Source organism: Moraxella sp. K02 (assembly GCF_041154755.1).
In the GTDB taxonomy this organism is placed as follows: Bacteria; Pseudomonadota; Gammaproteobacteria; order Pseudomonadales; family Moraxellaceae; genus Faucicola.
Genome location: NZ_AP031590.1, coordinates 506,058 through 530,610 on the forward strand (window position 1 = coordinate 506,058; position 24,553 = coordinate 530,610).

Below are 24,553 nucleotides of genomic sequence, written 5' to 3' on the forward strand. Positions count from 1 at the left end.
ATTGACGATATAAGGAACAAATCATGAATGGTTCAGCAATGATTTTGATGGTGTTTGCGATGGCATTTATTTGGGGGGGGTTAATTTGGTCTTCATTACACTTACTGAAAAACCCAGACCTTCCACTCGAAAATATCCCTGAAGAGCATCATGACTAATAAAAAAACCCCGAATTGTCGGGGTTTTTTTCTTTCACTGAAACATTAATCGGTGCCATATTCTTGGCGTTTTGTGGCAAAAAAGCGCTCAAGTCGATCCATCGCTTCATGCAAATCTGATGCATTGGGCAAAAATACCACACGAAAATGGTCAGGCGCATGCCAGTTAAAGCCCGTACCTTGTACCATCAATACTTTTTCTTGCAGTAACAATTCCATCATAAACTGCATATCATCTTCGATTGGATAAATGTCACGGTCAATTTTTGGGAAACAATAAAATGCCCCTTGTGGCATGGTGCATGAGATACCTTTAATGGCATTTAGGCGCTCGATAGCGATGTTGCGCTGCTGATACAGGCGACCGGTTGGTGCGGTCAAGGCTTGCATACTTTGATAGCCACCCATCGCCGTTTGAATCGCGTATTGTGAGGGGACGTTGGCACACAGCCGCATCGATGATAGCATGGTTAACCCTTCAATAAAATCAGCCGCATGGTGTTTTTTACCCGATAACATCATCCAGCCTGAGCGAAAACCTGCGATACGGTGCGACTTTGACAAGCCGTTGTAAGAGATAACCAAGCAGTTTTTGGCAAGGGTGCACATCGGTACATGCACGGCATCATCATACAGCACGCGGTCATAAATCTCATCTGCCATCAGCACAAGCCCGTGTTTTTCTGCCAGTGCCACGATTTTTTTTAAATTTTCGGTAGAATAAAGCGCGCCTGTTGGGTTGTTTGGGTTGATGACCACAATGCCTTTGGTGCGCTCATTGATTTTGCTTTCGATATCGGCAATATCTGGCTGCCAGTTGTCGGCTTCATTACACAGATAATGAACTGCTTTACCCCCTGCCAAATTCGTTGCCGCTGTCCAAAGCGGGTAGTCAGGCATTGGAATCAGCACTTCATCGCCATCATCCAGTAACGCTTGCATAGTCATCACAATCAGTTCAGAGACGCCGTTGCCCAAATACACATCGGCAACGTCTACCGCTTCTAACAATCCTTTGGCTTGGTAATACTGCAAAATCGCTTTACGCGCGGCAAAAATCCCTTGAGAGTCTGAATAGCCAATCGCATTGGGCAAATTCATTGCCACATCTGATAAAATCTCTTGCGGTGCTTCAAACCCAAATGGGGCAGGGTTGCCGACATTAAGTTTGATGATTTTATGACCTTGTGTCTCCATGCGGTTGGCAGTTTGTAGCAAAGGACCGCGAATGTCATAGCACACGTTTTGCAGTTTGTTGGATTTGTTCAAAGTTTTCATGGTAGATACATCACTACTAGGTTTGGGATTGGGTTCGGGATTAGGTTTAGAATGGTTGGGTTGAAAATTGGTAGCAGCAGGCGTCATCGGTTGAGCCGTTTGACCCTGCCACGGGTTCGCTTGATTGGCATCGCTCGATGCTTGTGCTACAGTAGTGTCATTGAGCATATGCGGTGCGAATGCTTGGGTGCTGACGCTTTGACTTTCCACCCCAGTACCCGATAGCAAATAGCTTTCGCTACACCCTAACAGGCTGGCAAGCACAGGCAGTTTATTGGACACGATGCCATTGGAACCGCGCTCCCAATTAGAAATGGCGGCACGGCTAACTTTAGCACCAGCTTGGGTCATTAAATCGGCGAGTTCGGCAGTGGTCAAACCTTTGCTTTTACGCAGCTGCGTCAAGCGTTGTCCAGCCGATAGTTTAGCGTCAGTGAGCATAGCGGGGGAATTCCGGTTGAATATTAATGAATTTTATCAATATTTTGTCAGAAATACTGACAAAATTAAAGTATAAATACTGCAGATAACTGCCAACAAATAAATTACGCTTGTCAACATAATAATGCAAGAAAAACTTACAATTTTTTAACTAACAACAAGGAGATTTACTATGGAAGATTTTTACCAATTGTCCGCAACCGATATTCGGGGTCAGCTATTTGATTTTGACACCCTTAGAGGTAAAGTCGTATTGATTGTGAATACCGCGAGCAAATGCGGCTTCACCCCACAGTTTGAGGGCTTAGAAAAGCTATACCAAGCTTACAAAGACCAAGGGTTGGTGGTATTGGGGTTTCCTTGCAACCAATTTGGTCAGCAAGATCCCGGCGATGAAGCGCAAATTAGTGAGTTTTGCCAAATCAATTATGGCGTCACCTTTCCGATGATGGCGAAAGTTGACGTCAATGGTAAAGACACCCATCCTGTGTATCAGTTTTTAAAATCACAGCCACAAGGCAAGGGTATGTTGGGCGACGCCATCAAATGGAACTTTACCAAGTTTTTAGTTGACACACACGGCAGAGTGGTAGATCGTTTTGCACCCACCAAAGCCCCCCAAGACCTTGAGACGGATATCAAAGCACTACTGGAGCAGAAGTGAGAAAAGGCGGGAGAGAGAAAAATAAAAAGGATTTAATTGGGGGAATTAAATCCTTTGGGTGACAAGCGATAGAGACATTGTTATTATTGTTATCTTATTATTCTTATTGTTAGCTATGACCTTGCTGGCCATGTAGGTATGATAGGGTTTTTATGTGACAACCACATGACATACTCAGTAAAATTTTTAAAAAATTTTAATATTTGCCAAAAAAAATCGTTGACAGCAAAAATAAATTCTCTATAATACCCACCACAGACGATGGGTCGTTAGCTCAGTTGGTAGAGCGTCTGCCTTACACGCAGAATGTCGGCGGTTCGAATCCGTCACGACCCACCAATTTGACAAGTTTGGGTCATCGTCATCAGCTACCGTGCAGTGGTAGTTCAGTTGGTTAGAATACCGGCCTGTCACGCCGGGGGTCGCGGGTTCGAGTCCCGTCCGCTGCGCCACTTTTTCTTTGATAAAAAGATAAGTGTTAAAAAACAAAATTTTTTAAGTTTTATGCCTCAAATCTCCCCTGATTTGAGGTTTTTTTTCGCTTAAATTTTATACCAAGTTATTGATTTTAAAAAATATATTATTTTATACATTTTTTTGTTCATATTATTTTGAAAATTGGTTTGGATTGTTAAGTTAAAAAGATATCTATTTTTAATATTTAAGTAAAACTAACGTGACCAAAAGCTTGTGACCAAAACATGACGATTTTGTGAGCAAAAATTTTGGCTGACGGTCTGTTAGGGTCACCCGCCAATTATTAAAGCCAATGATTAAAATAGAAAAAGTACAGTAAAAATTAAAAGGCGGATTTCATTACAAGCTGTCAGGCAACCAAAATTCATGCAATCGAACAACAAAGTCTCGGATTTTATTGCATGAGCTATGCCGCAATATCCTCATCGCTCCACTACCAACTTGCCAATGCGTTTTCCCCTAAGCTTGTCATTGAAAGCATCCTGATTATCTAAGGGGGTAGCAACCTAGACGAGGAAGTCAATTAACCAAATTAGAGTAGATAAATAGGTAACGAATGTTGGATTAACCCCTTCATAATGATATTGAGTTATTAAACAAAATTAATTAATCCTATTTTGTATACGCTATTAAAATGTTACAGTATGTTAAGATATATATCATTTATAATCAAAAACTTAGTTTTGTTTTTGTAATATATAAGCCTTGTGAAATCTTGCTGTAATTTGAAATATTGTAAATAATTTGTTAAGGTTGCTTTCCAGTTAATCTAATGAAAAGATATCTTTATGAGTTCTGTGAAAGTCGAAAAATTTGGCCCTTTCCCTCGGGTTAATCGTCCTGTTTTTATTACCTCCGCATTGCTGATTGTCGGATTTATTCTTTTTGGTTCATTATTTGGTGAGTTGGCAGGTGAGGTTTTTAACCAACTGCAGTCTTTTATTACCCACCGTTTTCGTTGGCTTTTTATTATTTTGATGAATGTTACTGTGGTGTTTAGCCTATATATTGCCTTGAGTCGTTATGGCGATATTCGGCTTGGGCATCAGACAGAGCATCCTGAGTATAGCTTACTATCATGGTTTGGGATGCTGTTTAGTGCGGGGATTGGGATAGGTCTGTTGTATTGGGGGACGGCAGAGCCGTTATATCATTTTATGTCGCCTCCGATGGGGCAAGCCGAAACCGTAGAAGCGGCTAAACAAGCGATGAGTATTTCGTTTTTGCATTGGGGGATTCATGCGTGGGCGTTGTATTGTGTCGTAGCGTTGTCATTGGCGTATTTTCATTATCGCCGTGGCTTGCCGTTGTCGATTCGCTCGGTGCTATACCCGTTGATTGGTCAAAAAATCTATGGCAAATGGGGGCATGTGGTCGATACGCTTGCGGTGTTTGGCACGATGTTTGGGGTGGTGACCTCCTTGGGGCTGGGTGCGATGCAAATCAATGCAGGCTTTAGCAATGTATTTGGTATTCCCAATAATATCCCGGTACAGCTTTGTCTGATTGCGATTATTACCGCGATGGCGACGTTATCCGTGATGATGGGGCTAGATAAAGGGATTAAACGCTTAAGCGATATCAATATTGTGCTGACTGTGTTGCTGCTTGGCTTTATGTTATTTTTTGGTCCGACCCAGTTTATCATCGATAGTTTTATTGAAAATATCGGCAATTATGTCAGTCAACTTATTCCACTAGGATTTTGGAGTGAGGCGTATAGCAATACGGATTGGCAGGCAAATTGGACGATTTTTTATTGGGCATGGTGGGTGAGTTGGTCGCCATTTGTGGGAATTTTTGTGGCGCGTATTTCTCGGGGTCGGACTATCAGAGAGTTTATTTTTGGGGTGTTATTTATCCCGATGCTGTTGTTGTTCTTTTGGTTTACCACCTTTGGCGGCAGCGCGGTACATATGGAATTGATGGGCAATTATGGGCTTATTGAAGCAGTCAAAGCTGATTATGGTAGTGCGATTTTTAAACTGATTGAATATTATCCTTTAACCAAGCCTTTGACGCTGGTGATTGTGGCGATGATTATGTTGTGGTTTGTCACTTCGTCAGATTCGGCAAGCCTTGTGATTGATATGCTCACGGCAGGCGGCGATACCAATCCGCCAAAAATCCAGCGGTTATTTTGGGCATTGAGCCAAGGCGTAATTGCTGCGGTATTATTGGTGGCAGGGGGGTTATCTGCGTTGCAAGCGGTCGCGATTATTGCAGGCTTTCCGTTTGCCATCGTGGTGTTTGTGATGATGTATTGTCTATGGCGAGGGCTGACACGTGATAGATTGACCTTGTACCGTAATCAACAATGGTATATCACGGCAGAGTCTGCTGAGCATAATTCAGCAAATGAGTTTATTGATGAGCATTTATTGCTCGGTCCGCCCGTGGTGGTTAAGGATGACTAATATTGTTTTTCTTGATTAACATAAATAGACGGGTGCAAGCGTCGCAAAGCTGATGCCCGTCTAGGCAGTCAACCAATGGGCTTAATTCACAGCCTAGACATGCGTTACAAACAAAAATGCTATAACAAATGCCTAATGTATGGCAATATTTGATATGCCCATAAAATTGTATGCCCATCAAATAATGAGGAAACCCCAATGAGCAAGCCTGAAAAACCTTTTATTGCGCTTAATATCGAAATCTTAACTGTATCAGACACCCGCAGTTTAGAAGAAGATACCTCTGGTCAATACCTAGCCGATAGCCTTGTCGAATCAGGGCATACCCTGGCAGAGCGAGCCATACGCACCGATGATATTTATCAAATCCGTGCGATCGTGAGTCAATGGATTGCTGACCCTGCGATTCACGCTATCATTACCACTGGTGGGACAGGTTTTTATATCCGTGACCAAATCCCTGAAGCCCTAAGCCCGCTGTTTGATAAAGAAGTACAAGGTTTTGGTGAGATGTTCCGCGCGCTATCTCGTGATGAAATCGGCATGTCGACCTTGCAATCTCGTGCCCTAGCAGGCATGGCGAATAATACGGTGATTTTTTGTTTACCTGGCTCTTCGGGTGCCTGTCGCACAGGCTGGGAAGGCATCATCAAAGAACAGCTCGACAACCGTACCCGTCCGTGTAACTTTGTGCCGCATCTGATGCGTGAAAATCCAAAACATGACCATTAAATTGGCAGGGGTGGTGATTTTGGCGGGGGGTGAATCATCTCGGATGGGTTCGCCCAAGGCGTTATTAAGCTTGCCAAATGGCGAAACTTTGCTTGATTTTCATATTCGTCATGCCAAACGCTTAAATGTCCCTGTCATGGTGGCGGATAATGGTAAGCGCTTATGTCATGATGCAACCGTCAAAATCATTGATGATTATGTGCCAAATCAACAAGATGGCAAAGGAGCAGGGGCGTTATCAGCCATGGCAAGTGCCATGAATCAAGTCATGTCTCCTTACCATTATTTACTGGTGATAAGCTGTGATAGTTTGGTTCATGCCCATCAAGTTTTTGATAAGTTGCATTATGCGGTAACCGATAATGAAGCGGTGATTTATTTAAAAGCTGACAAGGATTATCCATTGTTGGGTTTGTATCGTACGGATTTATTAATAAAATTATACGATTATTTGGATAAGGGGCAGCGCGCAGTGATGAAGTTTTTGGCGGATAAAAAAATACAAACCGCTGCATTGCCGAATGAATGGATAACTTTAGCAAATTTTAATACCAAAAATGAATTTGATTTGGCGTTGAACTCACTCAATGATATAGGATAAATAGGTTAAATTTTGGGAAATTATTCACATTAACAGGATATAAAATAATTTCATCAATTAAGGGTATGAGTTAAAATTTAGGCATGGTAATTGCATTTTTAAATTATCTTGTTTGATTATGTTGGAAAACTGCTATGCCTTCAATCAGTAGCCCTGTGAGTGTTGAATTTTTTCCCAATGACAGCGTGAAAGAAAATCGTTTTGACCTTCTTACAGCCCCCAAACATGCAAAATCTGTAAAAAATCAGGGCAAAGTGTATCTGGTTGGTGCAGGTACAGGCGATGCCGAACTCTTGACCATCAAAGCCTATAAAACCATCTTGCAAGCAGATGTTATTTGTTACGACAATTTGGTTAGTGATGAGATTTTGGCGATTAACCCAACAGCAGAGAAAATTTACGTTGGAAAAAAATGTGCAAAGCACAGTATGCCACAACAAGATATTAATGGCTTGTTAGTAACGCTTGCTAAGCAAGGTAAAATCGTCATTCGGCTAAAATCAGGCGATCCGTTTATCTTTGGTCGTGGTGGCGAAGAAATGCAGACCGTAGTGAGCGCCGGCATTGCATGTGAGTCAATTGCAGGCATTACCACAGCATTAGCGGTTGCCAATAGCGTTAATATCCCATTGACCCACCGCGACTATGCCCAATCCGTTAAGTTTGTGACAGGGTTTTTAAAGACGGATACGCCGAATGAGCAATATGCTGAGTTGTTAGCGGATAATCAAACGGTGATTTTTTATATGGGGTTAAATACCTTGCCATCGCTGACACAAGGCTTGTTGCAAGCAGGTAAATCAGCCGATACTCCATTTGCCATTATTTCCAATGTCAGCCGAGAGAATGAACAGGTATTAATCGGGACACTTGATACCATTCAAACGCTACAAAATATTGCCAAACTGCCTTCCCCTGCAGTGATGATCATGGGCGAAGTCGTATCACTATATAATGAGTTAAATGCCAGTCGGCAATATTATCAACAATTAGTGGTGTAGTTTGATTGGGGTAAAGATAAAGGGGCATGATTTCTATACCCCTTTATATATTGTCGGCATTTAGTTAAATAAACACCACGCCATGATTGACCTTAACTGGATACGATCTTAACGAAACTCGCTCATCATCAAGACACTTACCTGTTGCCAAGTCAAACCGTTGTTTATACATAGGTGACGCGACATAACGCACCTTTTGCCCGTCAATTTCACAGCTACCAAGTAGCCCCCTAGAAATGACGTTAGCCTTGCTAAATGGGTCAAAGTTGTGCATGGCAAAAACGTCATCATTTTGGGTACGAAAGATAGCCACTTGCTCACCGTTTACCAACGCACACACGCCTGTTTCTGGGATGATATCGTCTAGTTTACAGATTTCATTCATGGTTTGATTCCATATTTTTACCCGATGAGATGCCCATTGAGCATCCCACTTTGGTGAATTTTACTAAAGTTAGGCAGGTGTTGCAGTGTCGGCTGAGAATTTAGTTGCATCATAGCCAAGCACTAACTTTTCTTCCGCAGTCGCAGGGCGAATTTGGCTCCGCTCTTCAACAAACACCACGTTGTCATCGACTTTGTCACTATTGATAAAGTGCTTAAAGCGTTTAAGGCGCTCGGGGTCAGAGAGGGTGGTTTTCCATTCGCACTGGTAAGCGTCAATGTCCGCTTGCATTTGGGTTTCAAGCTCATGAGCAATGCCCAAGCTATCATTGATGACCACGTCTTGAATATACTCAAGACCACCTTCCATTTTTTCACGCCAGACTGACGTGCGTTGTAAGCGGTCGCCTGTTTTTATGTAGAACATTAAGAAACGGTCTATATATTTAACCAGCGTGGCTGTGTCCAAGTCACTGGCAAATAGTTCAGCGTGACGAGGCCGCATACCGCCGTTGCCACAGACATAAAGGTTCCAGCCGTTTTCGGTGGCGATAATACCGATATCTTTGCCTTGGGCTTCAGCGCATTCACGGGTACAGCCTGACACCCCAAATTTGATTTTATGCGGTGAGCGTAAGCCTTTGTAGCGGTTTTCCAGTTTAATTGCTAGTCCCACACTATCATCAACCCCATAGCGACACCATGTGCTACCGACGCAAGATTTGACCGTACGCAAAGACTTGCCATAGGCATGCCCTGTTTCAAAACCTGCGTTGATTAAGCGTTCCCAAATATCGGGCAATTGGTCACTACGTGCACCAAATAAATCCACACGTTGCCCACCAGTGATTTTGGTGTAAAGTCCAAAATCCCGAGCCACTTCGCCCAGTACGATGAGTTTTTCGGCAGTAATTTCACCGCCCGCAATACGCGGCACGACTGAGTAAGTACCATCTTTTTGGATATTCCCCAAGAAAGCATCATTGGTATCTTGTAGCGCAACCAGGGGTTTATCTAAGATATAGTCATTCCAGCAAGACGCCAAAATCGAGCCAATCGTTGGTTTACAGATTTCACAGCCATCACCGTGTCCGTGTCTTTCAATCATCTCTTCAAAGGTGTGGATATTACCGACTCGTACCAAGTGATACAACTCTTGGCGAGAGTAAGCAAAATGCTCGCAGATATGGTTTTTAACTTCGATACCGCGCTTTTTGAGTTCTGACACTAAGGTATCTTTGACGATTTGGGCACAACCGCCACAGCCTGTACTGGCCTTGGTGCAGCTCTTGATGTCTTCATAAGTCATGGCCCCATTGTCCACGGCTGCGCAGATTTGACCTTTGCTGACGTTATAACATGAGCATAGGGTAGCGGTATCGGGCAGATTTTCAACGCCCATAACGGGCTTTTCGACATTTGGTAAAATCAAGCTTTCTGGGTGTAATGGTAAATCAATACCATTTAAAAATAACTGGAGCAAGTTGCTGTAATCTTCCGTATCACCGACAAGTACCGCACCGAGCAAGCGTTTGCTGTCTGGGGTAGTAACCAACTTTTTGTACACGCCTGTTTTGGGGTTTTGGTAGACATAGCTTTGGCTGTCTTTGATTTTACCATGCGCATCGCCAATACTGCCGACATCCACCCCCATCAGTTTGAGTTTGGTGCTCATGTCCGCACCGTCAAATAGGCTGTCATGCTCGCCTGACAGTTGCGAGGCGCACACGCTTGCCATGGTGTAGCCTGGAGCAACCAGCCCGTAGATTTTGTTATCCCACAAGGCACATTCTCCAATCGCATAAATATCTGGCTCGCTTGTTTGACATGTGTCATCAATGACGATACCGCCACGTTCGCCAAGTTTTAGCCCAGAATCTCGTGCCATAGTATCTTCAGGGCGAATCCCAGCACTAAATAGAATCAAATCGGTATCAAGCAAAGTGCCGTCAGCAAATTGCATGGTTAAAAAACTAGCGTCATCGTCATGGTTATCGATGATTTGCTGAGTATTTTTACCGGTTAGTACCGTAACGCCCAAGTCTTCGATTTTTTTCTTTAGCAACTCTCCGCCTGCGGCATCTAGCTGTACGCCCATAAGTTGGGGTGCGAACTCGACTACATAAGTGGTTAAACCCAGTGTTACCAAGGCTTTGGCGGCTTCTAATCCCAATAAGCCACCGCCAACCACTACACCACGTTGAACACGTGGATTGTCCGCAGTTGCTAAAATCGCATCTAAGTCTTCAATGGTGCGATAGACATGACAGTGCGCATGTTGATTGCCTTTAACAGGCGGGACAAAAGGATAAGAACCAGTGGCGAGTACCAATTTGTCAAACTCAAGCGCATTACCCTTGATTGTTGTGACGATTTTACTTTGCGCATCAATGTGGTTAACCGCTTCGCCTAAATGCAAGGTAATCCCAGCTTGCTTATAGTGCGCCAAATCCACCAAGTTTAATTGACTGGCATCTCTATGTTCAAAGTAACTGGACAAATACACCCGATCATATGCTGGGCGTTTTTCTGCACTAAATACATGAATCTGATAAATTTGGTGCAAGTTTTTTTCAATCGCTTTTTCGATAAAGTGATGACCGACCATACCGTTACCGATGACAATGAGATTTTTCATGTATTTATCCCTTCTAACGAAACATTGGCTTCTTGACTAGGATAATGACTGGCTTTTGGCGTGTATTATCCTAAGTTTTTCTATACTGCTATGTAAGCAAAATTTATGCCAATATTTAAATTAACTATAAATTTCAATGGGTTAAAATATATAGGTTAATTGTCTATTAAGAAAAATAACTCACATTATTAGTGATTTAACGCAACCAGTAACCAAGTGATGAGCAACAGCGCCGTTAATATGCCACTGACCAGTTGCCAAAATAGCACAGGATGTTTGTCAATCAGCGGCTGCTTGGCTTTATCGTCGGCATGGCTTTTGGGGTCAAGGTCGGTGAGAAAATCGCCAATACTCTGATAGCGGCGGTTGCTATCTGCTTGCAGCGCACGAATCAGCACGTCATTGACCCAAAATGGCAAATCCGTGCGCAATTGTCGCACGTTTTTGAACGCCAGTTTTTGGGTGGTTTGTGCGGTCATCGCAGTGGTCAAGGTATCGACATCAAACGGCTGTAGCCCTGTCAGCATCTCATAAGTCACCACTCCCAGCGAGAAAATATCGGAATACACCCCTTTTGGTGCATCGCTAAAATATTCGGGGGCAATATAATGTAAATCGCCCACAGGCGGTGTATGTCCTGTTCTTAACAGCAACGAGCCAACCGAACCAAAATCAATGAGCTTGATATGACCCGATGGCAGAAGCATGATATTTTCGGGCTTGATATCTTGATGGAGCAGATAATTACGGTGCAGCGCTCGCAGCGCCATACCGATTTGATTGACAATAGCAAAAGTTTGGGCAACCGATAACGGCGGCTGGATGTCGATAAATTCACGCAAGCTCATGCCTTGCAAAAATTCGGTGACATGGTACAGATACTGGCTATTTATCGGCTTGGGGTAAAATTTTAGTAAGCTTGGGTGATTGAGGCTTAACCCTATTTTTTCTTCTTTTAAAAACAGCCGTAAAAATCCGCTATCGTCTTCATAATAGGCAGATGGCACTTTGATAATACGCTGATTATCGGCTGTGTCAGCGGTGCTGTCGGTTGCCAAATACACGCTACTGCGTGGCGTGTTTTGCACCACTTTGTCAATGATAAAATGATCAAGCTTGTCGCCGGCAGTCAGCACAGGCGGAATACGTAAACGGGTAACCGCATGACGACTGTCTGTATGTTCGGCAAGGTCAGCTTTGTCAAAATCTGCATTCGCCAAAATTCTCGCAACTTTTGGCAAGACGGCTATCATCACGCAACTGACATTGTCATTACTGCCATTTTCCAATGCCACCTGACACAAGGTTTCTGGCAAATTTTCTAAGTCTAGGGTGGTGGAATTATCCAGCGCCAACAATTTGCCCAATGCCGATTGGGTGAGTAGCAATAATTCATCGTCACCGATAAATTCATACACGCCATCGGTCATTATCAAAAACACATCTTCGGGCAACACATCAATTTGGGCAAGTTGTAATTCTACTTGGGCATCTGCGCCAAGTGCGGCGGCTAAGGCGCCTTTGTCTCGCCCTCGTTTGTGTCTGTGGTCTTGGGTGAGTACGCGCAGTTTGTTGTGTCGTAGCCGATAGATACGGCTATCGCCCGTGTGGAATAACATTGCCGAGTGCTCGGATAATAAAGGCTCGGTAAACAGCAGCCCAGATAAGGTTGAGAGTAATTTGGGCAAATACCGCTGTGAGGCTGAATCAAAGCTGTCATGGTGATCACTAAAATACAAAAAATCATTGATAATATGCACGCTTTTGGTGAGCATTTGGGCCAGCGTTTCGGCACTGTTGTTATTCAATGAATCACTAGTAACAGGGCTAGTAATAGGGCTAGTAACAGGGGTTGTCACCATGTCAGCTTGGTGCATGCTTAATTGGTCGATCAGCGTATCAATCACCCATTGACTAGCGAGCTTTGGCTGTCCGCAGCTGCTGACCCCATCAGCTAAAGCAGTGACTTGCCATGCAAGATGAGCGACGCTGCTATCCCCTGTTGGCACCAATGTTTGCATTGTCAAGGTGTCTTGGTTTTCCGCTTTGCGCCCTGCATGACTAGCAGCACGGGTCAGCAGTTGCGGCAAGGATTGTGGTAAAGATTGAGAACTGGGGGGATTTTGCTGAATGGCTTTTGACATGGATTTTTCCTTACTAGCACGGTTGCTACGCATTGTGCAAAAATGAAAAAAGGGTATACACCCTTTTTTGCCTTACTAACTAGATTTCCTTGTCCGCTGGTTGACTGTTTTTTGGTTGGATTTAGAGAGCGATTACGCTACCGCAATTCGCTCAATCGTGCCATCTTCGTGCACCTCAACCATATGTCCTTGTGGCTCGCTCAAGAAGGTCGCGCCAATAAAGGCAATCCCTGCAAAAATCGCGAGGGTAATAAAAAATCCTGTTGGCGATACCATTGAGAAAATAGTCAAAAACAACACCCCACCTACATTACCATAGGCACCCGCCATACCAGCAATTTGCCCTGTCATACGGCGTTGAATGAGCGGAACCACTGAATACACTGCACCGCATGCTGCTTGCACAAATACAGAAGTAAGCAGCACGATTGCCACTGCACCCGCCAATGGTAACTTGGTCATTTGCGTCATTAGCAGATAACCCACCGTTTGCCCGGCCAATGCAATCATCAATACTTTACGACGACCGACCGCATCGGACATAAAACCACCGCCAGGACGAGCAAATAAATTCATCACCGCAAAACAGCCTGCAGTCAACCCTGCTAAAGTATGCGATACACCATAGTTGGTAATAAAAAATTGCGGCAACATCGAGACCACTGCCAATTCAGAGCCAAAACATGCTAAATACGCCATGTCCAAGATCGCCACTTGTTTGAACTGATAACCATATTCTGGATTTACCGCAGGGCGAGATGTATCAAATAAATGCTTATTGACTGACCAGATTTTGATATATTGATAGACTACAAGCACCGCCACCACCGCATATGCCAGCATGGTTTGATTGGCGGTTAATAATTTTAATCCGCTAGGTGACAAACGCCACGCCAACAAAAACAAAATCGCATAAACCGGTAAAATCATGACCGCATAAAAGTAAAAATCTGCTTTGTTTGATACTTCTAAACCGCCTGATTTTTTTGGTTTAAAATAGGTCGCGCCTTTGGGTGTATCACTGACACCACGATAAAAAATGAACGAGTAAACAATCGCAATCACGCCTGTGGTCGCAATCGCATACCGCCAACCGTCTGCTCCGCCATACACTAAGGCAAGAATCGGCATCGACATTGACGCTACTGCCGCCCCAAAATTGCCCCAACCGCCGTACACCCCTTCTGCTGAGCCGACTTCATTGACAGGAAACCATTCTGAAATCAAACGAATCCCAACCACAAATCCTGCACCGACAAAACCTAGCAAAAACCGCCCAATCGCTAGCATTTGGAAACTTTGGGCAAATGCAAACACAAAACACAAAAAACCGCTAATCAACAACACAGCACTATATGAACGCTTGGGGCCGTATCTATCGACCATCGCGCCGATTAGCAAACGGGCAGGAATGGTCAAAGCCACATTGAGCATCAAGATCGCTTTGACTTGTCCATCGCTCAAATGAAAATGTTGTTTGATGGTTGGCATCAATGCCACATGAGCAAACCAAATTAAAAAGGTGACGAAAAAAGCAAACCAGGTGTAATGTAACACCTTGATACGGGGTAATTTCATAGCAAACAGCGGTAAACGTTGGGGCATCTGCTTCTCCTTTAAGTAAGCCTGTACGGTTCACGGTAACAAGGCAAAAGCAATATTTATGCCATTATCATAAACTTTTGTTTTTACAATGATTTTTTGAATGACCCATCAATTAGCTATTTTGCTGTGATAAAACTTTCACCGATTAGCATAAATAATAAAAATTTGACGCCGTACTGCACTATTTTGGTAAGTAATCGATAAGGTGAAAAATAATGCAAATGAATAGCGAAAAAATTGGCTAAAAATATTTTAAAAACAGTCAAGCAGTTATCTACAGTTAAAGAGGTTAAATTCAAAGAGTGGTCAACATCCATCACACTGTCCGGCAAATAATAGCCAAAATTTAAAACACCATAAAAAACAGTAAAAAACAAAGGTTTAAAACGGTTGGCATAAATTTTGAATTATCTAAAGGGCTAAATTTTAAAGTGCTAGATTCTAAAGTATGAAATATTGGGTCGGATAAGCAAGGTCAGCCAAATAATGCAACACACACACATTCTTATCATAGGGGCAGGGATGGCAGGGACACGCTTCGCCATGCAGTATGCCAAAAGCAGACTGAGTGACCACAGCGGACTGGGGATTGATAGCCAAGGCGAACAAAGTCAAGATGAGTTTGCTATCACGCTTATCAACAGCGAGCCATATGCAGGCTATAACCGTATTATGCTATCGCCTGTATTGGCAGGGGAAAAACGCTTCGCTGAGATTTATCTATTTTCTCAAGAGGAGTACGCCAACCATAACATCACTGTAAAGACAGGCTGCACTGTTAGCGATATCAATCTTGCTGCTCATCAGGTCATCACCGACAGTGGCGAAACTATCGGCTATGACAAATTGGTGTTTGCCACAGGTTCAACGCCATTTATTTTGCCATTGCCCAACCATACCGCAAAAGGCGTCATGGGTTTTCGTACCAAAGCCGATGTGGACGCTATGCTAGATATCGCAAAAACCAATCATAATGGCAAAAAATCTCCAAAATGCCTGGTTATCGGCGGTGGGTTACTCGGTCTTGAGGCTGCCAATGCCTTAGTACAACAGGGAGCGAAAGTCACGGTGGTACATGGGGCAGGCTATTTACTCAATCGCCAACTGGATAAAACCGCTGCCGATTTACTGCAAACTTACTTTGAAAACAAAGGTATTGAGTTTGTGCTCAACGCCAACTCTCAAGCGATTTGCGTGGATGAGGATAACCAGGTTACTGGACTGACTTACACGGATAATGTCGATACATCCATCCCTGCCAAAACCATTGACAGCGATTGCGTTATCATGACCGTCGGCGTGCGACCCAATATTGCCCTTGCGCAACAGGTCGGTATCACTTGCGAGCGGGGGATTTTGGTTGATAACCAAATGCGAACCCATACCCCAAACGTGTATGCGATTGGCGAGTGTGTACAGTTTGACAACCAGCTATTTGGGCTAGTCGCACCTGTGTATGAGCAAGCCAATATTCTGCTACATACCTTAAACGAGCAGCCAGACAGCACCTCGCCCGTGTTTAGCATACAACCAACGGCAACCAAGCTAAAGGTCTCGGGCGTGGCGCTATTTTCGGCAGGTGATATCGATGTGAGTCACGACTGCGAGCAGTTGATTTATCAAGACCCTAGCCATAGCATCTACCAAAAAATCACCGTAAAAGACAACCGTATTTTATCTGCAGTGCTATATGGTGATGTACAAGAGGGCAGTTGGTTTTTTGAACTGATTCAAAATCAACAAGATATTTCAGCCATCAAAGATAAATTACTGTTTGGCAAAGCGTTTTGTGAAGAGTTGCTGGCGGGCTGATCTGACTGGTAGAAATTAAAAATAGTAAAAGGTTAACGTGTGACAACAACTATACAACATTTAGCATCACAAAATTCTCCCCTGACCCAAGTCAAAACCACCTGTGCCTATTGCGGTGTTGGCTGTGGCGTGTTGGCGACGATTGATGAGAATACCCAACACGTCAGCATTGACGGTGATCCAACCCATCCTGCCAACTTTGGCAAATTATGCTCCAAAGGCAAAGCATTGGGCGATACGCTCGATCGTGACCGCCGTTTGGCACATCCGATGATTCATGGCGAGGCAGTCGATTGGGATACCGCCACCGATTTTGTTGCCAAATCATTGCAACAGACCATTGATGAGTACGGCGCCGACAGCGTTATGCTATATGTATCGGGACAACTGCTCACCGAAGATTATTACGTGGCAAACAAATTTACTAAAGGTTTTTTGGGTACCAATAATTTGGACTCCAATTCTCGACTGTGTATGTCATCAGCGGTGGCTGGCTACAAGCGAGCATTTGGCTCGGACACTGTGCCTTGTAATTATGAAGACATCGAAAACAGCGACCTATTTATCATTATCGGTTCGAATATGGCGTGGTGTCATCCGATTTTATTTGGTCGGTTAAAATCCAGCAAACAAGCCAATCCCAACAAAAAAATCGTGGTGATTGACCCACGAGCCACTGACAGTACCGCGATTGCTGACTTGCATTTGCCGATTCGCTCGGGCACAGATACCCATTTATTTGTCGGACTACTCAATTACTTGCACCAAAACGGCTATGCCAATCACGATTATCTCAGGCATTGTGACAATTTTGCTGATGCGCTTGCAGCCAGTGACAGTTGGACGATTAAAAAAGTTGCCAAAATCTGCGGTGTCAACGAAAGTGATTTAACCGAGTTTTACCAATTGTTTGCCACTACCACGAAAACCGTGAGTTTTTACTCCATGGGTGTCAATCAAGCCAGTAATGGCACTGATAAGGTCAATAGCATTATCAATTGCCACCTTTATACAGGCAAACTGGGTTATGAAGGGGCAGGGGCATTCTCAATTACGGGACAGCCCAATGCCATGGGTGGGCGAGAGGTCGGGGCGTTAGCCAATCTGCTTGCCAGTCATTTTGAGCTCAAAAACAGCGACCATCGTCAAACGGTAGCCAACTTTTGGCAAGCACCGACTAGCATTAGTGGTAAAGATGGTATCAAGGCAACCCAATGTGCCGATGCTATTTTGGAGGGGCAAATTAAAGCGATTTGGATTATGGCGACCAACCCTGTGGTCAGTCTGCCAGAAGCAGACAAATTTGCCATGGCGTTACAGCAATGCCCACTGGTCATCGTGTCTGACTGCTCAAAAGACAGCGACACGCTCGACTTTGCTCATGTGGCTTTGCCCGCGCAAGGCTGGAGTGAAAAATCAGGCACGGTTACTAACAGCGAACGCCGTATCTCTCGTCAGCGCCGCTTAGTTACTCCATTTGCTGACGCCAAACCTGACTGGTGGATAGTGAGCCAAGTGGCACAGAAAATGGGTTTTGTGGGTTTTGATTACACCCACGACTACCAAGTGTTTGCCGAACACGCTCGGCTTAGTGGCGAAAAGAATGGCGGTGAAAAAAATACAGATAGCCGAAGTTTTAATATCAGTCATTTAGCCAATATTAGCCAAAACGAGTATGATAATTTGGCACCGTTTCAGTGGGGTCAACCGCATTATTTTGGACTACAAAAACAAGACCCATATACCACTATCGGCACCACTTATACCGATACCCAAAAACTGCATTTTGTCACCGTTAATCCTGCGGTACCCAAGTCATTGCCTGATGAGCAATATCCACTGGTGCTTAACACAGGTCGCTCGCGTGACCAATGGCATACCATGACCCGCACAGGGATTGCCCCACAGCTCAATCAGCATTTACCGCACCCACTGGTTGCGATTCATCCAAGTGACGCCAAACCTTTGGGTCTACAAAATAACGATTTTGTGCAAATTAACAGTCCCAACGGCACTATCTTAGTGCGGGCGGATGTGACTGAAAAACAACGCCAAGGCGATGTGTTTATACCCATGCACTGGAATCAGCACTTTGCTGCCAATGCGCGTGTCGGTAAGCTTATTAGCAATCATTATGACCCCTTTTCGCAGCAACCGCAGCTCAAGCACCAACCTGTCAGGCTGCAAAAGCTGACCATGCAAGCATTTGGATGGTTATTGATTGATAAACACTGTGATGAAAACCTGCTAAATTGGCTCGAATCGCCAGATATGACTTATTGGGTGCGTAATCGCCAGTCAAACAGTAGCCAGTATTTTTTTGCCATTGATAATCAGTCTGCGGTCATGACAACCTGGTTTGATAAACAATATTGGCAACAGCAGTTAAGGGTATGGCTCAATCGACCAGCGCAAGCCTACAACTTTGATATTATCCATTATCAACATATTGATACCGATAACACCAGCCAAGATTTACGACTTGCGATATTGCAAAATGGGCAAGTCCATGCGCTAGTATTTTTGAGCACCCACGAGCATAAACTACCCACCCATAACTGGCTAGATAGCCAATTTGGCAGAAGTCTTGATAACCATACGCGTAAATGGCTACTAATGGGCAAACCTGCCACGGGTTTTATTGATACAGGGCGGATTGTTTGCTCTTGTATGTCAGTGGGTGAAAATACCATTGTTGAGACGATAAAAAAATATCACTGTAAAACCGTCGTTGAAGTTGGCAAACATTGCAAAGCAGGCACCAATTGTGGCTCCTGTCTAGGAGAGATTAGCAAAATTTTGGCGGGGTGAAATTGTTATAACTGGTTAAAAGGATCATTGGGCGAACTTTAAGCCACTTTATAATTTCGCTTAATGTCGCCTGATTCTACTGGGTAACTTATTGATAATGAGCTTTAGAGAGTTAAAAAAAAGCAAAAGAATTAAAAATATTAATTGATAATGATTATCATTTATATTATTATTCTTGCTGCTTTGTAACGCTTCTTTTTTTTATATATCTGAGTGATTTTATGAATACTGCCAATACTAGTTTACCGCCGCGTGGTGCTTTGCGCTATTTAAGTGTGTGTGTATTAACCTCCCTTTATTCACCGTTGGCAACAGCGAGTGAGCCAGAACCCGTCACTACTTTGCAGACCATTACTTTTAATGCCCGTCAATATACCCCAGCCAAACAAACTGAGAACGTCCGCCACGACAGCTCAGTCAAGGTACAGCAAGCTGATTTACTCAATCAATATTTACCGACGGTTGCTGGGGTGAATGTCGGTGGCACTTCGGGGATGGATCAGCATATTTATATTCGCGGTTTGGGCTCAGACAATGCAGGCAGTGCCTTAAAAATCACCGTGGATGGGGTGCGCCAACCGGAAACGCGCGGTTTTAACCACTCCGGAATTAGTGGACTTGACCCAGATTTGTATAAAACAACAGAGGTGTCAGTGGGTAATAACTCGGTGACTTTGGGCAATAATGCCATCGGTGGCGGTGTGGCGTTTACCACGGTGGATGCACAAGACTTGCTACTACCTGATCAAAAAATGGGGGCAAAGGTTAAACTTGGCTATGCCAGTAACGATCAGCAATTTCAGCGAAGCCTAACGACCTATGCCAAACCCAATGACCACTTGGACATGATTGTGTCTTATAGTGAGCGTGACAGCGATGGCGGCGAAGATGGCAAAGGCAACCACATCCAAGGTGATGATATTACCATCAAAAGTATACTAGCCAAAGTCAATGTGATGCCGGCAGAAGGTCACAAAATTACTGCCAGTTACCAAAGCTATGATAATGACGGCAACTATCCATTTCGCCCCAATATCGGCTACCAAGCCAATTTATCCGCTAATATTCACCCTGGCTACAGCAATAATGAAACCTATGCACTCGGCTATGAGTATAAACCGCATAGCAATTTTGAGCTAAACAGCAAAATTTATCATTTAACCAATGAATCGCTATCGCAAGGACTGCGCGGCACGACTCCCTCGCGTGTAGCCACATCAGGCAAAACCGATGGCATGACGGCAAGTATCAAACAGCAACTGACGCAGCATCATGGTGACCATGCTTTGACACATACGCTTAACTATGGGGTAGAAGGCTATAAAAAATCAGCGACGTTAGAGAGTAGTGATATCACAGAAGACGCTACCAGCGTAGGGGTGTACTTACAAGACCGAATCGAATTGGGACGATTTGCGCTGACGCCTGGCGTACGCTTTGACCATTATAAGCCGTCAGAGCGCTTAAGCAGTGACGACTATAATCAAGTGTCGGGCGCATTGGCAGGGGAATTTAAACTAACGCCAAATCACAGCTTATTTGCCAGTTATACCCAATTGTTTAATGGACCACCCTTGCCAGAAACCGTCTACCAATCTGGGCAAACCTTCGTCAATAAAGACCTCGAAGCAGAAACAGGCGCAAACGCAGAGCTGGGTATCAGTAGCCGTTTTCAAGGGGTGTTTGACAGTCAAGACAGTATGTCGCTGACAGCCAAAGTCTTTGATACCCAGTATGACAATAAAATCGACCGCTTAACAGGCATTGACTGTGCCACAGGCAACACAGTGACAGGCGGGCAATGTGCCAGCTACATCAATGCAGGCGAAACTACCGTTAAAGGCTACGAGCTGAGCGCAAAATATCGGCTAAACAATATGCGCTTGAATGCAGGCTATGCCCATGCCAAAAGCGAAACCGAGCAAGGATACCAACTCAACAAAGACTCAGGCGATCAGTTAAACCTTGGCTTTAATTATGACATCAATGACAAATTCAGCCTTGGAAGCGCCATCCGCCATGTCAAAGGTTTAACGCGTCGCACCAGCGCTACTGCTGTGGCTGATTTGCCAAGTTTTACCACCTATGATGTATTTGGTAGCTATCGTCCAAGCGCGTTACCGCAATTAACCGTGGATGCTGGCGTGTATAACCTTACAGATGCTTACTACTATGAGCACGTATCCAATACCGGTGATAAAGCCATGGGGCGCAATGTCAAAGTAGCGCTAAGTTATCAGTTTTAAATTCAATGGGTGATAACCATCAGCATGATGGATTGCCCATTGCGGTTTAGCATTTTCATAAAATCTTGCAGAAAAATTTTGCTTATGTCTAAAATCCAATTTTTTACCCGTCCTACTATCACAAGGTTTGGCGGGGTATCAAGACAATTGCCTAGGGTATTCATCGGTGTAACCGAAAACGGCATTTCGCGCAAGGTGTTCATCCTAGTCGATACTGTAAGTTATTAATAGCTTTGTGTTAGTTTTGCCCAAGATAAAGCTAACACAAAGCGAAGATAAAAAAGTAACTTGAGGTTTTAAAGCCATTTGATATCAAAGTTGCTTAATATTTTAAACTCGCTTAATTAAAGTGGTTTAATACAGTCGCTTGTTCAATTTAGCCTAATTTTTAATATTTTTGTTGATAATGATTATCATTTATACTAACATTTAGAGTTAGTCTTTATATTTATCGTGTTATAGGAATGATTATGGATTTTGCAAATTACTGGCAATATACAGATGTAGTGACCAAGACGTTATTTTTTGTGTTAATTGTTTTATCGATGCTGTCTTGGATTACAGGCATTTTACGTATCTTAAACAGCCAAAAAATTGCCAAAACAGTGTCGCAAGATTTGACCCAGCAAATTTACCAACAGCAATCTCAACTCACCACTTTATCCCTAGACAATCAAAAATTGGTCACTGAGCAGCAGCTACTGCAACAGCTCAATCGCTACCGTTTTGCCAGTGAGCAGGGCTTAAATATCCTTGGTACGACCGCTGCCATTGCCCCTTTTATTGGGCTATTTGGTACCGTGTGGGGGATTTTTCATGCCTTAGATAGCATTGCTAAATCAGGTCAAGCAGGACTTGGTCAAGTCGCAGGACCGGTTGGGGAGGCTTTGATTATGACTGGGCTTGGGCTTGCAGTAGCGATTCCTGCAGTGATTATGTACAATGTCGTAGTACGAATCAATCGCAAAGCCATGCACCAAGCGAATGACACGGCGCATACCTTGCTTGCCAACGTGTTGATGAATTCTTCCAGCCAAGTTACGCAAACTAGTTTAGCCACCCAGCCCCATTTGCAAACCAGCTCGCAGCCCAAGCAACAAACTAACGCCGCTGACTTAATGCTGAAAAACGCCTAACCTTGACTCATCGCTAAACAGATAAATAGATAAACAGGGAATAACTTATGGCATTTCAACTCGGTGATGATGCTTCGACGGGCATGAATGAAATCAATCTGATTCCACTGATTGATATCATGCTGGTATTGATGATTATTTTTTTGGTGACGGCAACGGTAATCAATCCCAGTGTGCCGCTAAATTTGCCCAAAACCTCAGCACAAGTCAATGAAGCCCCGCCCAAAGTGATACAAGTAAGCATTGATAAAGATGGCAAGATTTTTTGGGATGATGCCAGTATCAGTTTGGCGCAATTAAACACGCGCTTTGCCGAACAAGGCAAATTAAGCGAGACCCCAAGCATTCAGCTACGCGTCGATAAAGACAGTCGATATGATACCGTCGCGCAAATCCTAGCAACAGCGAGCGAAAACAAGCTAACCAAAATTGCGTTTGTCAGTGAATAACCTGATTGAGAAAATTTTTATTGATAATAAGAATAGTTATCATTATTATATAAGAAAATTTATCAAAGAGGTGCGTATGTTTGTGTGTATCTGTAATGCCGTCAAAGAAAGTCAAATCAAAACAGCCATTGAACAAGGTCATGACAGCTTAGAGGCGTTACAAGCTGAGCTTGATGTGGCTACTTGTTGTGGTGGCTGTCAGCCAATGATTGAAGGTTATCTCGAAGAGTACGCGCAGAGTATCAATAACTATACGCACTTATTTATTGAAGTTGCCTAGTGTATTAACGTTGCCTAGTTTATTAAGTTGCCTAATGCGCTGTTAACGCACACATCCAAGCTTATTCGTTAATCTCAATGAATGAGCGACTGACAAATATTGTAAATTATTTGCTGCGATGAATTGTTTTTAACGTCACTTTAATTTAGTATTTCAGATAATACCTAAACGTTATTTTTGTTCATTTTTCAAGGATATACCCATGAAAGGCAGCCAAGCTGTTATCGATTATCTAAATTTCTTAATTAGTGGTGAATTGGGGGCTCGTGACCAGTACTTTATTCATGCGCAAATGTATCATGAATGGCATTATCCAAAACTCCATACGCGTATGCATCATGAAATGGAAGAAGAAAGCGATCATGCGCGTGCCTTAATCAATCGGGTGTTGATGCTAGAAGGCACACCCAATATGAAAGTTGCCGATATCAACATCGGTCATGATGTGCCAAGTATGCTAAAAGCCGATTTGCAGCTTGAATATGCAGTTCGTCAACATCTCAAAGACGGCATTGCGCTTTGTGAGCAAGAGCAAGACTATGTAACCCGTGAGATTTTGGTCGCACAATTGGTCGATACCGAAGAAGACCATGCGCATTGGTTAGAGCAGCAGTTAAGATTGATTGATATGATGGGGCTACCCAATTATCTGCAATCTCAGCTCGGTGACATCTCTGAATAAGGCGACCAAGCAATAAGGCAACTAAGGTAAACATTATGCAAGTCGATAAAGAAATTCTAAGAGCGCTAAACCAAGTTTTGGGTCAGGCATTGATTGCTATTAACCAATATTTCTTACACGCGCGTATCGCCAAAAACTGGGGACTCAGTGAACTCAATGAAAAATTGTATCATCAGTCGATTCATGAGATGAAATGGGCAGATGACCTCATTGAGCGTATCTTAATGCTAGATGGTCTACCAAACTTGCAAGAACTTGGCAAAATTTTAATCGGTGAAAATGTCGCTGAAATTTTGCGTTGTGATTTACAACTAGAGTATCAAAAAACTGACATCATCAAAAATGCGATTGCTTTATGTGAGCAGCAGCGCGATTTTGTCTCTCGCAAATTATTGGTCAAGCTCAAAGACGGGAGTGAAGAGCACATTGATTGGCTAGAAACGCAAATAGAACTAGTGACCTCGATGGGCATCGAAAATTATACGCAAAGTTTATTAGATTCATAAAGCGTATTAGTATGTTGGAATAACTGTATGAACCATCAATATACCCAAGCCGCGTTGATTTCTGTCATCTCTATACTGATGGCATGGCTTA

20 protein-coding genes and 2 tRNA genes are annotated in these 24,553 nt (G+C 43.6%); 16 read left to right on the top strand and 6 right to left on the bottom strand.

Translation table 11 applies throughout. The features are described 5' to 3' along the window. Positions 1 to 23: 23 nt before the first annotated feature. Positions 24 to 158, top strand: coding sequence for a methionine/alanine import family NSS transporter small subunit (locus ACAM39_RS02335; protein WP_135888409.1), 135 nt, complete (start codon positions 24 to 26; stop codon positions 156 to 158). A gap of 45 nt (positions 159 to 203) precedes the next feature. Here ACAM39_RS02335 and ACAM39_RS02340 read toward each other — a convergent pair whose 3' ends face one another. After that, a complete protein-coding gene (locus ACAM39_RS02340; RefSeq protein WP_369628089.1) occupies positions 204 to 1,877 on the bottom strand; it encodes an aminotransferase class I/II-fold pyridoxal phosphate-dependent enzyme in 1,674 nt (557 codons plus the stop codon). 172 nt (positions 1,878 to 2,049) lie between these two features. On the opposite strand from ACAM39_RS02340, the gene ACAM39_RS02345 reads away from it, so the two are divergent. The 7 genes from ACAM39_RS02345 to cobA all read left to right on the top strand — a co-directional run bounded on the left by ACAM39_RS02345 (position 2,050) and on the right by cobA (position 7,769). Next, complete coding sequence (locus ACAM39_RS02345; protein WP_369628090.1) at positions 2,050 to 2,541, top strand: glutathione peroxidase; 492 nt, start codon at positions 2,050 to 2,052, stop codon at positions 2,539 to 2,541. Positions 2,542 to 2,804: 263 nt separating this feature from the next. After that, a tRNA-Val gene (locus ACAM39_RS02350) sits at positions 2,805 to 2,880 on the top strand. A 36-nt stretch (positions 2,881 to 2,916) separates the two neighbouring features. Continuing rightward, positions 2,917 to 2,993 (top strand) — tRNA-Asp (locus ACAM39_RS02355). Positions 2,994 to 3,806: 813 nt separating this feature from the next. Then, positions 3,807 to 5,435 (top strand): BCCT family transporter, encoded by a 1,629-nt coding sequence (locus ACAM39_RS02360; protein WP_369628091.1) that lies wholly within the window; start codon positions 3,807 to 3,809, stop codon positions 5,433 to 5,435. A 198-nt stretch (positions 5,436 to 5,633) separates the two neighbouring features. Further along, a complete protein-coding gene (moaB, locus tag ACAM39_RS02365; protein ID WP_369628092.1) occupies positions 5,634 to 6,167 on the top strand; it encodes a molybdenum cofactor biosynthesis protein B in 534 nt (177 codons plus the stop codon). Further along, positions 6,157 to 6,768 (top strand): molybdenum cofactor guanylyltransferase, encoded by a 612-nt coding sequence (gene mobA / locus ACAM39_RS02370; protein WP_369628093.1) that lies wholly within the window; start codon positions 6,157 to 6,159, stop codon positions 6,766 to 6,768. Before moaB ends, mobA begins: the two co-directional genes overlap by 11 nt. A 134-nt stretch (positions 6,769 to 6,902) precedes the next feature. After that, on the top strand, positions 6,903 to 7,769 hold the full coding sequence (gene cobA / locus ACAM39_RS02375) for a uroporphyrinogen-III C-methyltransferase (RefSeq protein WP_369628094.1): 867 nt from the start codon (positions 6,903 to 6,905) through the stop codon (positions 7,767 to 7,769). Between the two features lie 64 nt (positions 7,770 to 7,833). Here the strand turns inward: cobA and nirD are convergent, their stop codons facing one another. The 4 genes from nirD to ACAM39_RS02395 form a co-directional block, all read right to left on the bottom strand. After that, positions 7,834 to 8,154, bottom strand: a complete 321-nt coding sequence (nirD, locus tag ACAM39_RS02380) for a nitrite reductase small subunit NirD (protein WP_369628095.1) — start codon at positions 8,152 to 8,154, stop codon at positions 7,834 to 7,836. A 69-nt stretch (positions 8,155 to 8,223) separates the two neighbouring features. Continuing rightward, on the bottom strand, positions 8,224 to 10,791 hold the full coding sequence (gene nirB, locus ACAM39_RS02385; RefSeq protein WP_369628096.1) for a nitrite reductase large subunit NirB: 2,568 nt from the start codon (positions 10,789 to 10,791) through the stop codon (positions 8,224 to 8,226). 188 nt (positions 10,792 to 10,979) lie between these two features. Beyond that, positions 10,980 to 12,935, bottom strand: coding sequence for a bifunctional protein-serine/threonine kinase/phosphatase (locus ACAM39_RS02390; RefSeq protein WP_369628097.1), 1,956 nt, complete (start codon positions 12,933 to 12,935; stop codon positions 10,980 to 10,982). A gap of 132 nt (positions 12,936 to 13,067) precedes the next feature. Continuing rightward, positions 13,068 to 14,540, bottom strand: a complete 1,473-nt coding sequence (locus ACAM39_RS02395; protein ID WP_369628098.1) for an MFS transporter — start codon at positions 14,538 to 14,540, stop codon at positions 13,068 to 13,070. Positions 14,541 to 15,026: 486 nt separating this feature from the next. Here ACAM39_RS02395 and ACAM39_RS02400 point away from each other — a divergent pair, with 486 nt between their 5' ends. From ACAM39_RS02400 to ACAM39_RS02410, 3 genes are all read left to right on the top strand, one after another. Then, a complete protein-coding gene (locus ACAM39_RS02400; RefSeq protein ID WP_369628099.1) occupies positions 15,027 to 16,352 on the top strand; it encodes an NAD(P)/FAD-dependent oxidoreductase in 1,326 nt (441 codons plus the stop codon). Positions 16,353 to 16,391: 39 nt separating this feature from the next. Beyond that, positions 16,392 to 19,163: a molybdopterin-dependent oxidoreductase gene (locus tag ACAM39_RS02405; protein ID WP_369628100.1), complete on the top strand. Its 2,772-nt coding sequence runs from the start codon at positions 16,392 to 16,394 to the stop codon at positions 19,161 to 19,163. Between the two features lie 221 nt (positions 19,164 to 19,384). Continuing rightward, on the top strand, positions 19,385 to 21,409 hold the full coding sequence (locus ACAM39_RS02410) for a TonB-dependent receptor domain-containing protein (protein WP_369628101.1): 2,025 nt from the start codon (positions 19,385 to 19,387) through the stop codon (positions 21,407 to 21,409). A 2-nt stretch (positions 21,410 to 21,411) separates the two neighbouring features. Here the strand turns inward: ACAM39_RS02410 and ACAM39_RS02415 are convergent, their stop codons facing one another. After that, a complete protein-coding gene (locus ACAM39_RS02415; protein ID WP_369628102.1) occupies positions 21,412 to 21,612 on the bottom strand; it encodes a hypothetical protein in 201 nt (66 codons plus the stop codon). Positions 21,613 to 21,879: 267 nt separating this feature from the next. Here ACAM39_RS02415 and ACAM39_RS02420 point away from each other — a divergent pair, with 267 nt between their 5' ends. The 5 genes from ACAM39_RS02420 to bfr (ACAM39_RS02440) all read left to right on the top strand — a co-directional run bounded on the left by ACAM39_RS02420 (position 21,880) and on the right by bfr (ACAM39_RS02440) (position 24,462). Then, entirely contained in the window at positions 21,880 to 22,545 is a 666-nt protein-coding gene (locus ACAM39_RS02420) for a MotA/TolQ/ExbB proton channel family protein (RefSeq protein WP_369628103.1), read from the top strand. A gap of 47 nt (positions 22,546 to 22,592) precedes the next feature. Then, entirely contained in the window at positions 22,593 to 22,994 is a 402-nt protein-coding gene (locus ACAM39_RS02425) for an ExbD/TolR family protein (protein ID WP_007116453.1), read from the top strand. A 76-nt stretch (positions 22,995 to 23,070) separates the two neighbouring features. Further along, entirely contained in the window at positions 23,071 to 23,274 is a 204-nt protein-coding gene (locus tag ACAM39_RS02430; RefSeq protein WP_007116452.1) for a (2Fe-2S)-binding protein, read from the top strand. 202 nt (positions 23,275 to 23,476) lie between these two features. Next, positions 23,477 to 23,956 carry a bacterioferritin gene (bfr, locus tag ACAM39_RS02435; protein WP_007116451.1) on the top strand — a complete coding sequence of 160 codons (480 nt, stop codon included), beginning with the start codon at positions 23,477 to 23,479 and terminating at the stop codon, positions 23,954 to 23,956. A gap of 35 nt (positions 23,957 to 23,991) precedes the next feature. Next, the gene (gene bfr, locus ACAM39_RS02440; protein ID WP_369628104.1) at positions 23,992 to 24,462 is read left to right on the top strand and encodes a bacterioferritin; all 471 of its coding nucleotides are present in this window, start codon (positions 23,992 to 23,994) and stop codon (positions 24,460 to 24,462) included. Positions 24,463 to 24,553 lie beyond the last annotated feature (91 nt).